Annotated in this window: 12 protein-coding genes; 11 read left to right on the forward strand and 1 reads right to left on the reverse strand. The window is 66.7% G+C overall.

The window, feature by feature from the left end; translation table 11 throughout:
• Positions 1-1,218 precede the first annotated feature (1,218 nt).
• Entirely contained in the window at positions 1,219-1,401 is a 183-nt protein-coding gene (locus AWC25_RS26645; protein ID WP_142278916.1) for a hypothetical protein, read from the reverse strand.
• A gap of 41 nt (positions 1,402-1,442) precedes the next feature.
• Here AWC25_RS26645 and AWC25_RS17785 point away from each other — a divergent pair, with 41 nt between their 5' ends.
• From AWC25_RS17785 to AWC25_RS17835, 11 genes are all read left to right on the forward strand, one after another.
• Complete coding sequence (locus AWC25_RS17785) at positions 1,443-2,456, forward strand: CobW family GTP-binding protein (protein ID WP_069402981.1); 1,014 nt, start codon at positions 1,443-1,445, stop codon at positions 2,454-2,456.
• A gap of 77 nt (positions 2,457-2,533) precedes the next feature.
• The gene (locus AWC25_RS17790; RefSeq protein ID WP_158089762.1) at positions 2,534-3,550 is read left to right on the forward strand and encodes a WD40 repeat domain-containing protein; all 1,017 of its coding nucleotides are present in this window, start codon (positions 2,534-2,536) and stop codon (positions 3,548-3,550) included.
• 583 nt (positions 3,551-4,133) lie between these two features.
• The gene (locus AWC25_RS17795; RefSeq protein ID WP_069402979.1) at positions 4,134-5,039 is read left to right on the forward strand and encodes a class I SAM-dependent methyltransferase; all 906 of its coding nucleotides are present in this window, start codon (positions 4,134-4,136) and stop codon (positions 5,037-5,039) included.
• Positions 5,040-5,465: 426 nt separating this feature from the next.
• Positions 5,466-7,319 carry a type VII secretion AAA-ATPase EccA gene (eccA, locus tag AWC25_RS17800; protein WP_069402978.1) on the forward strand — a complete coding sequence of 618 codons (1,854 nt, stop codon included), beginning with the start codon at positions 5,466-5,468 and terminating at the stop codon, positions 7,317-7,319.
• The gene (eccB, locus tag AWC25_RS17805; protein WP_069402977.1) at positions 7,316-8,920 is read left to right on the forward strand and encodes a type VII secretion protein EccB; all 1,605 of its coding nucleotides are present in this window, start codon (positions 7,316-7,318) and stop codon (positions 8,918-8,920) included. The genes eccA and eccB overlap by 4 nt, the downstream gene beginning before the upstream one ends.
• Positions 8,917-12,891 carry a type VII secretion protein EccCa gene (eccCa, locus tag AWC25_RS17810; protein ID WP_085167194.1) on the forward strand — a complete coding sequence of 1,325 codons (3,975 nt, stop codon included), beginning with the start codon at positions 8,917-8,919 and terminating at the stop codon, positions 12,889-12,891. The genes eccB and eccCa overlap by 4 nt, the downstream gene beginning before the upstream one ends.
• Positions 12,892-12,937: 46 nt before the next feature.
• Positions 12,938-13,246 (forward strand): PE family protein, encoded by a 309-nt coding sequence (locus tag AWC25_RS17815; protein ID WP_069402975.1) that lies wholly within the window; start codon positions 12,938-12,940, stop codon positions 13,244-13,246.
• A gap of 2 nt (positions 13,247-13,248) precedes the next feature.
• Entirely contained in the window at positions 13,249-14,784 is a 1,536-nt protein-coding gene (locus AWC25_RS17820; RefSeq protein WP_244899540.1) for a PPE family protein, read from the forward strand.
• A gap of 57 nt (positions 14,785-14,841) precedes the next feature.
• Positions 14,842-15,135, forward strand: a complete 294-nt coding sequence (gene esxG, locus AWC25_RS17825; RefSeq protein ID WP_044509502.1) for a type VII secretion system protein EsxG — start codon at positions 14,842-14,844, stop codon at positions 15,133-15,135.
• Between the two features lie 31 nt (positions 15,136-15,166).
• On the forward strand, positions 15,167-15,457 hold the full coding sequence (locus tag AWC25_RS17830; RefSeq protein WP_069401437.1) for a WXG100 family type VII secretion target: 291 nt from the start codon (positions 15,167-15,169) through the stop codon (positions 15,455-15,457).
• A 10-nt stretch (positions 15,458-15,467) separates the two neighbouring features.
• Positions 15,468-16,355: an ESX secretion-associated protein EspG gene (locus tag AWC25_RS17835; RefSeq protein ID WP_069401436.1), complete on the forward strand. Its 888-nt coding sequence runs from the start codon at positions 15,468-15,470 to the stop codon at positions 16,353-16,355.
• Positions 16,356-16,394: the final 39 nt, after the last annotated feature.

The raw sequence follows: 16,394 nt of genomic DNA on the forward strand, positions 1-16,394 counted from the left end.
GCGATGACCTTCATCCACTCGGCTACGACACGCCGGTCACCAGAATCAGGTCCGACTCGTACACCACCTTGGTGGACGCAACCTGGCGGGAAGGGCGATGACCGTATGGACGGGATCGATTGCTCAGTTTGACATTGTCTTAATAATGACGATCATTCAGTGGCTTTCGGCAACTTCCAAACGTCTCAGCCGAGGAGCTGTCATGATGCGGGTGATCTGGGTGGCAGCATAGCATGACAGCGCCGGAGCGGCTGTCCGCGAGAGCCGCGGTCGCGACGCCGAAATCTGGCATGGCGGTGCGGAATTGTGGCGAGTTCATGGACGTTGACGTCGATCCGGACTGGCATGACTCGGTCAGGACGGCGTCAGGTCGGGGTGCCGGAGATTTCAGGTTCGCCTTGCGGCACGCACGTAAGGAAACCGCTGCTGCGGCGGCCGTGACAACTCTGGCCGAAGTTGATCCAGATGGTGGGCGCGGTATGCCGATGTTGCCGCGCAGGTAGGGCCCGGAAGGCAACGAGGCGCCGAGTGATAGCAACGGCTAGCTCTAGCTGTGCGGATCGGTGTCGAGGTTGGTGGCCCGGCTGGTCGGCTGGGCTTTGTCACCATCGACCTGTGCGGCGATGCTGCCCCACGCGTTAATCGTAGGGACAACCGTGAGTTTATGGGAGGCACCACTTGGGCCGTTAAACCCTGGGGGTGAGCTGCTGTTACAGGCAACCGCAATCAGAAACTGCCTGTCGCCACCGTATCGACGTTTTGTGCCAGCCAGGTGGCCCTTCAGCCAGCCTTCCCCAGTGTGCGATTAATGGAAATGGTTTCCATTATCCGTACGCCGAAGCGTAGCGGGCGAGTTGGGTGGGTCGCACCAATGGAAAAGGCGCGGACCACCACTGCTCGGTGCTTGGCCTCCGTCTGAGCTGGCACTCCCGGGGTTCAGGCTTGATGCGCCGTTTTTGGTCGGCAACCATTCGGGGGTATGCCATGGCGGTAGCTGTGGCGAATTGGCGGCGCGGGCCATTGTGAGTGCGGTATTTGAGATGCGCGACATTCGGATGAACATTGCTGCCTGTTGTCGAATGTATGCATCCACTCCTATTTGAAAATTATTTTCAATAAGAGTTGACTGTGATTGTGCTCTGGCCACTGGATGGAATCCTGTTGGGCGTCGATGATGGCGCCCACTGCCGAGGATCGCAGGCTGTCCGCATCGCCGAACTAGTTCGGGCCGCCCTGATGCTGCCCGACGATGTTGGCGTCACGGTGCAGCAACTGAGATCCCTCGAACTCGGCTGTCCGCCGGTCGAGACCGCATTGCCGTCCTGCAGCGACACCTCGGTCCTGGAACTTGCGACCACCGTTGGCCGACATCAGTGACCAGGTGGTGACTCGCCTGCTCATTGACTATCCCCACGGAAGCGACTACCCCCACGGAGGCCCGCATGACACCGGCTGACCAACGTATCCCCGTCACCGTGTTGACCGGATTTCTCGGCTCCGGCAAAACCACGCTGCTGAACCGCATCCTGAGCGAGCAACACGGCAGACGTATCGCGGTGATCGAGAACGAGTTCGGCGAGGTCGGAGTGGACGACGCACTAGTGCTCGATGCCGAGGAGGAGGTGTTCGAGATGAACAATGGCTGCATCTGCTGCACGGTCCGCGGCGATCTCATCCGGATCCTCGGCGCTTTGATGCGTCGCAAGGACCGCTTCGACGCCATCATCATCGAAACTACCGGGTTGGCAGATCCGGCTCCCGTCGCGCAGACCTTCTTCATGGACGACGCTCTGCGTGCGCAGCTGCGCCTGGATGCGATCGTCACCGTGGTCGACGCGAAGCACGTCCTCACCCATCTCGATGAGGTTAAACCCGATGACGTGGAAAACGAGTCGGTCGAACAGATCGCGTTCGCCGACCGGATCGTGCTCAACAAGCAAGACCTGGTCGACGCCGAGCAGATCGCTACCGTTACCCAGCGTATCCGCGGCATCAATGCGGCCGCGGAGATCTTGCCCGCCGTGCGGTGCGACGTCAACCTGGCCGATGTGCTCAATGTGCACGCATTCGATCTGGATCGTGTACTGGCGACCGAACCGGGATTCCTCGACCCCGACAGCGAGCATCAGCATGATGGCTCGGTCAGTAGCGTCGGCATCGACGTCGAGGGCGCCGTCAACGTCGAATTGCTCAACGAGTGGCTCGGAAAGTTGCTCACCGAACGCGGCCCGGACTTGTTCCGAAGCAAGGGCGTGCTCAATCTGGGCGGAACCGACCGGCGTTACGTGTTCCAGGGTGTGCACATGTTGCACGACGGCGGGCTGGGTGCACCCTGGCGGCCGGGCGAGTCCCGGCGTAATCGGATGATCTTCATCGGCCGCAATCTCGACCGTGCCGAGCTCGAAGCGAGTTTTCGAGCTTGCCTCGCCGAGGCGCCGGTGACCGCGGCTCGATGAGCGCGACTCCCGGCACCGCCACCCGAGATGCGTTGTGGCAGCTAGACATCGGTGAGCCGGTGTTGGCCGTTAATGCATTGCCCGACAAGGTGGTTATCGGCGGTTCGGAGGGCACCGTTGTCGTCGCAGACACCAGCGGCCACGAACAGCGCCGCTTGGTCCTCGACGACTTCCTGCTGGCAATGGCCGCCAATCCAGACGGCACCCGCCTTGCGGTCGGCGGCGCTCAGCGGCTGATGATCTTCGACCTCACCGACGGTTCGGTAATCGCCGACCTTCCCCACCAGTGGTGCAGCTGCCTGGCATGGGCGACCAAATCCGGCGGCCTCGCAGCAAACGATGGTCGGTCAGTGCGGGTTTACGCGGCCGACGGGCGCCCCCACTGGACGTCCGCGCCACTGCAGAGCACCGTCGCAGGTCTGGCCTGGATGCGCGCCGACGGGCGTCGCCTGGCGGCGGCCGCCTACCAGGGCGTCACGATCTTCGAACCCGACAGCGATCGCACGGTCGCGCGCCTGCCCGCCCCCGGCGCGATCGCCGGGATCGCGATCTCCCCCAACGGCCGCTGGGTGGTCGGCGGGAGCCAGGATGCCACCTTGCACGGCTGGAATGTGCGCGACGGCAGCGATTTTCAGATGAGTGGCTTCCCAAAACTGGTGTCACAGCTGGCTTTTGAATCTTCGGGCCGCTGGATGTGCTGCGACGGCGGCGACACGGTCGTCTGCTGGGATTTCTCCGGGTCCGGACCCACAGGGCGAGAGGGCCTGCTCGCCGAGGGGCACCGCGACGACGTCACGGCGGTGGTCTGGGTACCGACAACCGCCTCGGCTCCGATCCTGGTATCAGGTGATGCCGCCGGCGGAATCGCACTCTGGCGACTGGGCCCAAGCACTCGTCCAGGCGGGCGAATCCGTCCGTTCTGGACGACCGCGACCGGTGACCCAGTCGGCGCGATATCTGCCGACGGCGAACGAATCTTCTCTGGGCATCGCTCCGGCGCTGCGCGCTGTTTCACCTCCCAGCCTCACGCGCAAACGGTGAATCAACCGCAAGCTGATGAAGCCGCAAGTAACGAACGTTGTCACGGCACTTGAGGTCTGCGTTAAAGGGGAAGCCGGTTACCTTACGGCCCGCCGATGAGGGCCGATTAGCCGAAGGCGCTACCGTCCGAGCGGTAGATGTCAAAATACATGTAGGCGCTCACGGCGGCCGATTGGGGTCACACTCAGCCGTCAATCGCAGCGTTATCCGGCCACGTCAGTAACATAGCCGACGGTCGGAAACCGGACTGCACGTCGCGGGTGCGGCCGCGGGCGGGCCAACTCCCGTTACCCCCGATGGAGCTGCCGGTGTGACAACAGGTTACGTTGCGGCAGACTCCTAGCCTTACGGAAATGCTCATCTGCTGTCAGCAAGTTGGCGCGACAATGCGCGTCGCGCCGCGCGAAGGGGATTCGGGGCTCCATCCCAGCAGCTCGGCACCCTCACCGTTAAATCGGCCGCCCCAATCGATTTCGGCGGCTGCGCCGATACCCCACCACTGGTTGCGGCACCGACGCTGACGTCGCCTGTCGTTCACTGTGTCATTGGCCCTTAGCAGCGGGGCTCAAGTGTGCGCAACATCCGTTGCACGCCAGGGCGAACGGCGTGTAGGCGCGTTGGCGTACTGTCGGTTGGGTGCGTAGCGAGGGCGACACCTGGGACATCACAACAAGCGTCGGTTCAACAGCGTTATTCGTAGCCACCGCGCGGGCGCTGGAGGCCCAAAAGCCTGAGCCGCTCGCGCTGGACCCGTATGCGGAGATCTTCTGCCGGGCCGTCGGGGGTTCGTCGGCGGATGTTCTTGACGGTAAGGAGCCCGACCACCCCCTCGAGCGCGCCGACTTCGGCGAGCACTTCGTCAACTTCCAAGGTGCTCGCACGAAGTACTTCGATGAGTACTTCCTGCGGGCGGCCGAGGCGGGGGTGCGCCAAGTTGTGCTCCTGGCTGCTGGGCTCGACTCGCGCGCCTACCGGCTGAGTTGGCCCGCCGCGACGACGATCTTCGAGCTGGACCGCCCGCAGGTCCTCGGTTTCAAGCGTGAGGTGCTCGCCCGCCACGGCGTTCAACCGCGGGCCGCGCGCCGCGAAATCGCCGTCGATCTGCGCGACCACTGGCCACAAGCGTTGCGGGACAGCGGTTTCGACCCCGCCAAACCGTCGGCATGGATCGCCGAAGGTCTGCTGATCTATCTGCCCGCCACCGCCCAGGAACAGCTGTTCGCCGGCATCGACAGCCTGGCCGGATACGGCAGCCATGTCGCCGTCGAAGACGGCGCACCACTGCAGCCCGACGAGTTCGAGGCTGCCGTCGCCGAAGAGCGTGCGGCCGCCGCACAGGGCGACAAGCGGCTGTTCTTCCAGTTGGTATACAACGAGCAACATGCCCCGGCCACCGAATGGTTCGGGCAGCACGGCTGGAAGGCCGTCGGTACCCCATTGGCCGACTACCTGCGCGAGGTTGGCCGTCCTGTCCCCGGATCGGAGACCGAAGCCGGACCGATGATCGCCCGCAACACCCTGGTCAGCGCGGTCAAGGCGTGACGGATCCGGCATATCTCCTCGGGCTGTGGGCTTGCACGGGGAACTTTCCCGGTCGGGCAACCGACTACTAACAGTCTGCACGCGACGCCACGCTTTGCTTGACGCGGTCGTTGCGCCCCACTCGATCGGTAAGGAGTCGCTGCTGTGGCCGCGCCGATCTGATGGCCGCACCTCTGCGCCAGCGTGCGGCGGCCCCACCTTTGATAATGAAAACCATATTCAGTAGGCTATGGCTCCTAGACGACTGCGGCCGACGCCACAACTGGAGAGGTGAACCGGTGATCAGACAGAACACCGTGGTTAGAGGTACCGCGCGGGCGCCGCGGCGACCCCTGGCGCGGGCTCCAAACCTCGACAGTTAGCTTAAGCAATGCTAACTTCAGCGAATTAAGTTAGGGGAGACTATCTTCATGGAAAACACCGGCCGTGGAACGCGTTGACAGCGGTGTGCTCGCCGTCCCGCCCGGTACGCCGCGGGCGGACACCCGAGTCGACGGTGACGTCGTCACCAGGTTTGCTACCTGCTGCCGGGCCCTCGGCATCGCGGTCTACCAACGCCGCCGCCCGGCCGACCTGACCGCCGCCCGCGCTGGATTCGCGGCCCTGACCCGGATTGCTCACGACCAGTGCGACGCCTGGACCGGGCTCGCGGCCGCCGGGGATACGTCCCTGCGAGTGCTCGAGGCGGTCGCGCGCACGGCGGCAACCTCCGGCGTGCTGCAGCGGCAGGTCGACCTGGCCCCCGGCGCGTTGGGTTTCCGCTACGACAGCGGCCTCTACCTTCAATTCCGCGCCGTGGCCCCCGACGATTTCCAGCTCGCCTACGCCGCCGCCCTGGCCGGCAGCGGACGCTTCGCCGACGCGCACGACATCGTCTCCCGGCTCGCCGAACGCCGGCCGAACTGGCGTGAGGCCCGCTGGATCTCCGTGGTCATCAACTATCGCGCCGAGCGGTGGTCCGACGTCGTCAAGCTACTGACGCCGATCGTCAACGACTCCGACCTCGACGCGGCCTACACCCACGCGGCCAAGATCACCCTGGGCACCGCACTGGCCCGGCTGGGCATGTTCGCTCCCGCGCTGTCGTACCTCGAAGAACCCGACGGCCCGGTCCAGGTGGCTGCCGTCGACGGGGCACTGGCCAAAGCGCTCGTGCTGCGAGCGCACGTCGACGAGGAATCTGCCAGCGAAGTCCTACAAGACCTGTATGCGGCCCACCCCGAGAATGAACAGATCGAGCAGGCGTTGTCCGACACCAGCTTTGGCATCGTGACCACCAACGCGGCCCGCATCGAGGCCCGCACCGATCCGTGGGACCCCGACACCGAGCCCAGTGCGGACGACTTCGTCGACCCCGCCGCCCACGAGCGCAAAGCCGTCCTGTTACACGAGGCCGAACGACAGCTCACCGAGTTCATCGGACTCGACGAGGTGAAGAACCAGGTGGCCCGGCTGAAGAGTTCGGTCGCCATGGAATTGGTGCGCAAGCAGCGCGGGCTGCAGGTCGCCCAGCGCGCGCACCACTTGGTGTTTGCCGGTCCGCCCGGGACCGGTAAGACCACGATTGCGCGTGTGGTCGCCAAAATCTATTGCGGCCTCGGTCTTTTGAAGCGTGAGAACATCCGCGAGGTGCACCGCGCCGACCTCATCGGTCAGCACATCGGTGAAACCGAAGCCAAGACCAACGCGATCATCGACAGCGCTCTGGACGGAGTCTTGTTCCTCGACGAGGCGTACGCGCTGGTCGCCACGGGCGCCAAGAACGACTTCGGGCTGGTGGCCATCGACACCCTGTTGGCCCGCATGGAAAACGACCGCGACCGGCTGGTGGTGATCATCGCCGGGTATCGGGCCGACCTGGACAAGTTTTTGGACACCAACGAAGGTCTGCGTTCGCGGTTCACCCGCAACATCACCTTCCCCTCCTACACCTCCCACGAGCTGGTCGAGATCGCACACAAGATGGCCGAACAGCGCGACAGCGTCTTCGAGCAGGCCGCGCTCGACCATATGGAGGCCCTGTTCACCAGCCTGGCCAACTCCACCACTCCCGATGCCAACGGGGTGGAGCGGCGCAGCCTCGATATCGCGGGCAACGGACGGTTTGTCCGCAACATCGTCGAGCGTGCCGAGGAGGAGCGCGAATTCCGGCTGGACCATTCGGAACAGGCCGGGACCGGTGCGTTCACCGACGAGGAGCTGATGACGATCACCGACGTAGACGTCAGTAATTCCGTCGAGCCGCTGTTGCGCGGGTTGGGGCTCTCGGTGCCGGCATGACCAATCCCGTTCCGCAGGACGAGCGTCGCTCCTTCACTTCCCGCACCCCCACCAACGACAATCCCGACAAGGTCGTCTACCGCCGCGGTTTCGTCACGCGCCACCAGGTGACCGGGTGGCGCTTCGTGATGCGCCGTATCGCCTCGGGAATTGCCTTGCACGACACCAGGATGCTGGTCGACCCGCTGCGCACCCAGTCGCGCGCGGTGCTGATGGGCGCGCTCATCCTGATCACCGGGCTGGCGGGCTGCTTCGTGTTCTCGCTGATTCGGCCCAACGGTCAGGCGGGCAACAATGCGGTGCTCGCCGACCGCGACACCGCGGCGCTGTATGTACGGATCGGTGACGAGCTGCACCCGGTGCTGAACCTCACCTCGGCACGCTTGATCGTCGGCAAACCGGTGAACCCGGTCACGGTGAAAAGCGCTGAGCTGGACCGCTTCCCGCGCGGAAATCTGGTCGGCATACCTGGTGCGCCGGAACGCATGGTGCCGAACACCTCTCGTGATGCGAATTGGACGGTCTGCGACGCGGTGAGCGAAGCCGCCCAAGGCTCACACGCCATGCACAGCACCGGCGTCACGGTGATCGCCGGAACCCCCGACGGCAGCGGCTCTCGTGCCGCCGCAATCGCACCCGGCCAGGCGATGCTGGTCGACTTCGCCGGCGAAGCCGGCCCCAGCACCTGGCTGTTGTGGGACGGTAAGCGCAGCCGGATCGACCTGGGCAATCACGCGATCACCTCCGCGCTGGGATTGGCTTCCGATGTGCCCGCGCCGCGGCCCATCGCGGCGGGTTTGTTCAACGCAATCCCCGAGGCACCGGCGATCGCCGCGCCGAGCATCCCGAACGCCGGCGGGCCGGCGGGCTACCCGGTCCCGGCCCCGATCGGCGGCGTCGTGACCTCCTATGCCGTCGACCCGGGCGGCGTGCGTCACTACGCGGTATTACCCGATGGGCTGCAACCCATCTCGGCGGTGCTCGCCGCGATCCTGCGCAACACCAACTCCTACGGGCTGGACCAACCGCCGCGGGTCCCCGCGGACGCGGTGGCCAAGCTCCCGGTTTCGCGCCTGCTGGACACCACCCGCTTCCCCGACCGCCAGGTCATTCTCGTCGACGCCGCCAAAGACCCCGTCGCATGTGCGAATTGGAGCAAGCCGGCCGGGGCGGCCAGCAGCTCGCTGACCCTGCTGGCCGGGTCGGCCCTGCCCGTGCCCGACTCGGTGCGCACCGTGAACTTGATCGGCGGCACCCCGGGCATCGCCACCCGCGTCGCCCTGGCGCCCGGAACCGGCTACTTCGCTCAGACCGTCGGCGGCGGAGCGACCTCTCCGGGCACCGGCTCGCTGTTCTGGGTTTCCGACACCGGCGTGCGCTACGGCATCGACAACGAGGCCGAAAGCGCGCCGGCTGGTCACGGCAAAACCGTTGAGGCCCTTGGACTTACCTCGCCCCCCGTGCCCATTCCCTGGTCGATACTGTCGCTGTTCGCGGCGGGCCCGACGCTGTCCCGCGCCGACGCGTTACTCGCACACGATGGGTTGGCGCCCGACAGCAGGCCCGGTCGTCCGGTGTCCGCCGAAGGAGGACCCCGATGAGTCGCCTGATCTTCGAAGCCCGACGACGGCTGACCCCGCCGAGCGTCCGCCAGGGCACCATCACCATCGAGGCCCCGCCCGAGCTGCCCCGGGTGATTCCGCCGTCGTTCTTGCGCCGGGCGATGCCGTATGTGCTGGTGATCCTGATCGTCGGCATGATCGTCGCGTTGGTCGCCACTGGCATGCGGGTGATTTCGCCGCAGACGCTGTTCTTCCCGTTCGTGTTGCTGCTGGCGGCCACCGCGCTGTATCGCGGCAACGACAACAAGATGCGCACCGAGGAGGTTGACGCCGAACGCGCCGACTACCTGCGCTACCTGTCGGTGGTCCGGGACAACATCCGGACCCAGGCCGCCGCGCAGCGCGCCGCCGCCGAGTGGTCCCACCCCGAGCCGGCCGCGCTGGCCACGGTGCCCGGATCCCGCCGGCAATGGGAACGGGATCCGCACGATCCCGACTTTCTGGTGGTGCGGGCAGGGCGGCACCACGTGCCGCTGGCGACCGCGGTGCGGGTCGCCGACACCGCCGACGAGATCGACCTGGAGCCGGTGTCGCACAGCGCATTGCGCAGCCTGCTCGATACCCAGCGCACCGTCCGCGAGGTGCCGACCGGCATCGATCTGACCAAGGTCTCGAGGATCACCGTGCTCGGCGAGCCGGATGACGTGCGCGGGGCAGTACGCGCCTGGGTCGCCCAGGCGGTCACCTGGCACGACCCGACGGTGCTCGGCGTGGCGCTGGCGACCCGCGACCTGGAGAATTACGACTGGTCGTGGCTGAAGTGGTTGCCGCACATCGACATTCCCGGCGAGGTGGACGGCGTGGGGCCGGCCCGCTTCCTGGCCACCGACCCGGACGAGTTGGCGGCCCTGCTCGCGCCGGTGCTGGCCGATCGTCCCGCCTTCACCGGGGAACCGGCCGACGCCCTGCGCCATCTGCTGATCATCGTCGACGACCCCGACTACGACGTGAACGCGTCGGCGCTCGCGCTGGGACGAGCCGGTGTCACGGTGATCCACCGCGGTGCCACCGCGCCGCACCGCGAACAGTACTCGGATCCGGAGAAGCCGGTCCTGCGCATCAGCGAGGGCGGCGGCACCATTCAACGCTGGCAGACCGGCGGCTGGCAGCCCTACGTCGACCACGCGGATTCCTTTGACGCCGACCAGGCGGCCCACCTGGCCCGTCAGTTGTCGCGCTGGGATTCCAACCCCACCCACACCGGGCTGCGCTCGGCCGCCACCCGGGGCGCGACATTCACCACGCTGCTCGGCATTGCGGATGCTTCGCAGCTCGACGTGCCGACGCTGTGGGCGCCGCGTCCCCGCGACGAGGAACTGCGGGTGCCCATCGGCGTCACAGCGACCGGTGAGCCACTGTACTTCGACCTCAAAGACGAGGCCGAAGGCGGGATGGGGCCGCACGGCCTGATGATCGGTATGACCGGTTCCGGCAAGTCGCAGACCCTCATGTCGATTCTGTTGTCACTGTTGACAACTCACTCGGCCGACCGGCTGATCGTCATCTACGCCGACTTCAAGGGTGAGGCCGGGGCGGACAGCTTCCGGGATTTCCCGCAGGTCGTCGCAGTGATCTCGAACATGGCGGAGAAGAAGTCGCTGGCCGACCGGTTCGCCGACACGCTGCGCGGTGAAGTGGCCCGTCGCGAGACGCTGCTGCGGGAGGCCGGCCGCCGCGTGCAGGGCAGCGCGTTCAACTCGGTGGTCGAGTACGAGCGGGCCATCGAAGCGGGCCATGATCTGCCGCCGATCCCGACGCTGTTCGTGGTCGCCGACGAGTTCACGCTGATGCTCGCCGACTACCCAGAATACGCGGAACTGTTCGATTACGTGGCGCGCAAGGGCCGCTCGTTCCGCATCCACATCCTGTTCGCATCCCAGACGCTGGACGTTGGCAGGATCAAAGACATCGACAAGAACACCTCTTACCGCATCGGGTTGAAGGTGGCCAGCCCCAGCGTTTCTCGCCAAATCATCGGGGTCGACGACGCGTATCACATCGAGGCGGGCAAGGAGCACAAGGGCGTCGGGTTCCTAGTGCCCGCCCCGGGGGCGGCGCCGATCAAGTTCCGCAGTACTTACGTCGACGGCATCTACGAGCCACCGCAAACCGCGAAAACGCTTGTGGTGCATTCCGCTCCCCAGCCGAAGCTGTTCACGGCCGGGCGGGTGGAACCCGATCAGGGCACCGTGATCACCGGTGCGGACGAACCGGAGTTCACCGGGCCGCCGCGCAAGCTGATCGCGACCATCGGTGCGCAGCTGGCCGGTTACGGACCGCGGGCACCGCAGCTGTGGCTGCCCCCGCTGGACGAGTCGATTCCGCTGACCGCCGTGCTCGAGCACGCCGGCGTCCCGGAGCGGCACTGGCGCTGGCCGCTCGGTGAGATCGACCGTCCATTCGAGATGCGCCGCGACCCGCTGGTGTTCGATGCCACGTCGGCGTCGGGCAACATGGTCATCCACGGTGGCGCCAAATCAGGTAAATCGTCTGCGCTGCAAACGTTTATCCTGTCGGCCGCGAGCCTGCACTCGCCGCGTGACGTCACGTTCTACTGCCTGGACTACGGCGGCGGACAGTTGCGTGCTCTGGCGGACCTGGCGCACGTGGGCAGCATCGCGTCACCGCTGGAACCGGAGCGCATCCGCCGCACCTTCGGTGAGTTGGAGCAGCTGCTGATCGCCCGGCAGCGGCACGAGGCATTCCGGGAAAAGCACGGTGCCACCCACGACGATGGTTTCGGTGAGGTGTTCCTGGTCATCGACAACCTCTACGCGTTCGCCCGGGACAACACCGACCAGTTCAACACGCGGAACCCGTTGTTGGCCAAGGTGACTGAACTCGTCAATGTCGGTCTCGCCTACGGCATCCACGTCATCATCACCACCCCGAGCTGGCTGGAGGTGCCGCTGGCGATGCGCGACGGGCTCGGGCTGCGACTCGAGCTCAAGCTGCACGACGCGCGGGACAGCAATGTGCGGGTGGTGGGGGCGCTGCGCCGCCCCGCCGAGGCCGTCCCGGCCGACCAGCCGGGTCGCGGTCTGACCATGGCCGCCGAGCACTTTCTGTTCGCGGCACCGGAACTGGGCCGAGTGGCTGCGATCAACGCCCGCTACCCTGGCATGGCCGCCCCGCCGGTTCGGCTGCTGCCGACCAACCTGGCACCGGATGCCCTCGCGCCGCTGTACCGCGGGCCGGAGAAGGTGGTCATCGGTCAGCGCGAAGAAGACCTGGCACCGGTGGTGCTCGACTTCGCCGAGCACCCGCTGCTGATGGTGTTCGGCGACGCCAAGTCCGGCAAGACCACATTGCTGCGCCACATCATTCGCACCATTCGCGAGAACTCCACCGCGGCGGAGGTGGCGTTCACCGTGCTGGACCGTCGGCTGCATCTGGTCGAGGAACCGCTGTTTCCGGACAACGAGTACACCGCCAACATCGACCGGATCATCCCCGCGATGCTCGGGTTGTCCAACATCATCGCCTCCCGGCGCCCGCCGGCCGGGTTGTCGCCGCCGGAGCTGGCCCGCTGGAGCTTCGAGGGGCACACCCACTACCTGATCATCGACGACGTCGACCAGATCCCGGATACGCCGGCGATGAGCGGCCCGTACGTCGGTCAGCGGCCGTGGACCAGCCTGATTCCGGAGCTCAGTCAGGCCGCCGATCTGGGTCTGCGGGTGATCGTCACGGCGCGGGCCACCGGGTCGGGGCACGCGCTGATGACCAGTCCGTTGCTGCGGCGTTTCAACGACTTGCAGGCCACCACCTTGATGCTGGCCGGCAATCCGCAAGACAGCGGCAAGATCCGGGGGCAGCGGTTCGGCCGGATGCCCGCCGGGCGCGGGATTCTGTTGGGGGACAGCGAGACTCCGACGTACGTGCAACTGGTCAACCCGTTGGTTGGCGAGCCCGTCGTCGGCGGGGCCGAAGAAGGATTTGCGCACTGATGACGAGAAGTGAAGCAGCAACAGCAGGACCGCAGAAGGAGGGGTTATGACGTTGCGAGTGGTTCCCGAAGGCCTTGCGGCGACAAGCGCCGCGGTGGAGGCGCTGACGGCACGATTGGCGGGTGCGCACGCGGCGGCCGCTCCGGCGATCACCGCGGTGGTGCCGCCGGCGGCGGATCCGGTGTCGCTGACGACGGCCGCCGGGTTCAGCGCCCAGGGCCAGCTGCACTCGACAGTGGCCGCCGAGGGCGTGGCGGAACTCGGCCGCGCCGGCGTCGGCGTGGGCGAAGGCGGGGCGAGTTATCTGGCGGGTGACGCCGCGGCGGCCGGCAGCTACGGAGCGGCGGGCGCCTGAGCATGACCGCACCCGTCTGGATGGCGTCTCCGCCGGAGGTGCATTCGGCGTTGCTGTCGGCGGGCCCGGGGCCGGGTCCGCTGTTGGCGGCTGCCGGCGCGTGGAACGCGCTCAGCGCCGAATACTCCAGTGCGGCAACCGAACTCAGCGGGTTGCTCGGACAGGTTCAGGCGGGCGTGTGGGAGGGGCCCACCGCCGAGCAGTACGCGGCGGCACACGTGCCATACCTCGCGTGGCTGGTGCAGGCCAGCGCCGACAGCGTGGGGATCGCCACTCAGCACGAGGTGGTGGCCGCGGCCTACACCGGTGCCCTGGCGGCCATGCCGACGCTGGGCGAGCTGGCCGCCAACCACACCGTTCATGGCGTCTTGGTGGCAATGAATTTCTTTGGCATCAACACGATTCCGATCGCCCTCAACGAGGCCGACTACGCCCGGATGTGGATGCAGGCTGCGGCGACGATGAGCACCTATCAGGTCGTCTCGGATACGGCGCTGGCGTCCGCGCCGCGGGTGGGGCCGGCGCCGGCGGTGCTGCGCCCCGGTGCCGAAACGGACAACATCTCTACCCTGGCCGCACCAAGCGCCGAGGATTCCGGCAACTGGCTGGACAATCTGCTGAGGCAATTGCAGCAGTTCTTCCAAGGTCTCTTCCGAGGCCTGTCCGAGATGATTCAGCAGTTCATGCAGGGCTTGGGGCCGTTCTTGGTGGCCAACGGACCGTTGCTGTTCTTCATCGCCTACCAGCTGTTCTTCAACGCGATCGGTTGGCCGACCTGGGGCGCCATCCTGAGTGCACCACTTTTGATTCCGTTGGTCATCGGCATCGGCGCCTACTTCTACCTGCAGAACCCCGAGGCTGCGGCGGATGTCCCGGACGAGGTGCCGGTGGTGCCGAGCACCACATCCGCCGAGCCCTCGATGCCGCCGGTGGTGGCCATGGCGCCGACGGCTGCGGCCCCCGCGTCGGCGCCGGCCTCGGCACCGGCCCCCGCAGCCAGCGCGCCGGCCGCGCCCGCGCCGGCGCCGGTCGCCGGAACTTTCGGCTACGCGGTCGCACTGGGCGCCGACCCCGAAACCGGATTCGGTCCGACTCTCGGTGGCCGCGGCGGTGCCAAGGCGCCGGCCGCGACCATCCCGGCGGCCGCCGCGGCGGTGCCGGGCCGGGCGGCCGCGGCGCGCCGACGCCGCCGGGCGGCGATGCGCGATCACAGCGACGAGTACGTGGACATGAACGTCGACGTCGACCCGGACTGGGGCGGTGCGGCCAACGAAAAGGCCAGCGAAGCGGCCAGCGAAAAGGCCAGCGACGAGCAGGAACTCGCCGCCGCGCTGGCCTCCGGCAGCGCCGCCGGTCGGCTCGGCTTCGCCGGCACCGCGCGCCGAGAACGGGACCTGCGGGCGTCGGGGCTGACAAAACTGGCCGGCGATGACTTCGGCAGCGGCCCACGAATGCCGATGGTGCCGGGCACCTGGGATCACAACGGCGAAGGCCCGGGCGGTCCCGATGAAGCGGGGGAGGGAGGCCCCGAAAGTTAACAATACGGACAGCCGAAATCATATGGAGCGCAAGAGACGCAAGAGAAAGGAAGTGTTATGAGTCTTCTGGATGCACACATCCCGCAATTGGTGGCCTCGCAGTCGGCGTTCAGCGCTAAGGCGGCGCTGATGCGCAGCACCATCAGCGCGGCCGAACAGGAAGCAATGGCCGCCCAAGCCTTCCACCAGGGTGAGTCATCGGCGGCATTCCAGGCCGCGCATGCCCGGTTCGTCGAGATGGCGGCGCGGGTCAACACCCTGCTGGACATCGCACAAGCCAACCTCGGCGACGCCGCGGGCACCTATGTGGCCGCCGACGCCGCCGCCGCGTCCGGCTACACCTCGTTCTGACCCGACCCAGAGAACCGCGAAAGGACTTCTGATGTCCCAGATCATGTACAACTACCCGGCGATGCTGGCCCACGCCGCCGACATGTCCGGTTACGCCGGCACCATGCAGGGGCTGGGCGCCGACATCGCGACCGAACAGGCCGCGCTGCAGAACGCCTGGCAGGGTGACACGGGTATGACCTACCAGGTTTGGCAGGCGCAGTGGAACCAGGCGATGGAGGCGTTGGTGCGCTCCTACCAGGCGATGGCCAGCACCCACGAGAACAACACGCTGGCCATGTACGCCCGTGACACGGCCGAGGCCGCCAAGTGGGGCGGCTAATCCTTCCTCGATGAGTGCGGAGCCCAATGCCGTCGAGCTGACGGTCGACAACGCGTGGTTTATCGCCGAAACCATTGGGGCAGGTAGCTTCCCCTGGGTTTTGGCGATCACCTCGCCATACCGCGATGCCGCGGAACGCGACGCGTTCCGCCGCGATCAACACGACGAGCTGACCGCACTGGGTCTGCTGTCGCCGGAGGGTCGCGTGCACCCGGCCGTCGCCGACTGGATCAGGGTGGTGTGCTTTCCTGACCAGTGGCTTGATCTGCGCTACGTGGGCTCGGGCGCGGCCAGCGGTTCCGGCGATCTGCTGCGCGGCATCGTCGCGCGGCGCGCCGGCACCAGCGGAAAGACCGCCATAGCCTCCAAAACCGTTGTCGCGCTGCGCAACGCGCAGCTGGTCACCTTCACCGCAATGAACATCGACGACGCCCGCGCGCTGGTCCCGGTGCTCGGGGCGGGCCTTGCGCAGCGGCCGCCGGCGCGCTTCACGGAGTTCAGCATGCCGGCACGCGTCGGAGCCCGCGCCGACGAGCGGCTGCGCTCCGGCGCCGCCCTGACGGAAGTCCTTGACTACCTGGGTATTCCGGATTCGGCGCGGGCGGTGGTGGAATCGGTGTTCACCGGTCCGCGCGCCTATGTCGAAGTCGTCGCGGGTTGCAATCGCGACGGACAACACACCACCACAGAGGTCGGAATGAGCATCGTCGACACCGCTGCGGGCCGGATCCTGGTCAGCCCGTCCCGCGCGTTCGACGGCGAATGGATCTCGACCTTCGCCCCCGGCAACCCGTTTGCAATCGCCATCGCGATCGAACACCTGACCGCCTGCCTGCCCGGCGCCCCTTGGTTCCCCAACCGGCGGCTATCCCGGGACTTGTCCACCCAATACGCCTAACCACAACCAGATAGCGAGAAAACACGATGTTCCAGGCCG

Source organism: Mycobacterium sherrisii (assembly GCF_002102355.1).
GTDB classification, from domain to species: Bacteria; Actinomycetota; Actinomycetes; order Mycobacteriales; family Mycobacteriaceae; genus Mycobacterium; species Mycobacterium sherrisii.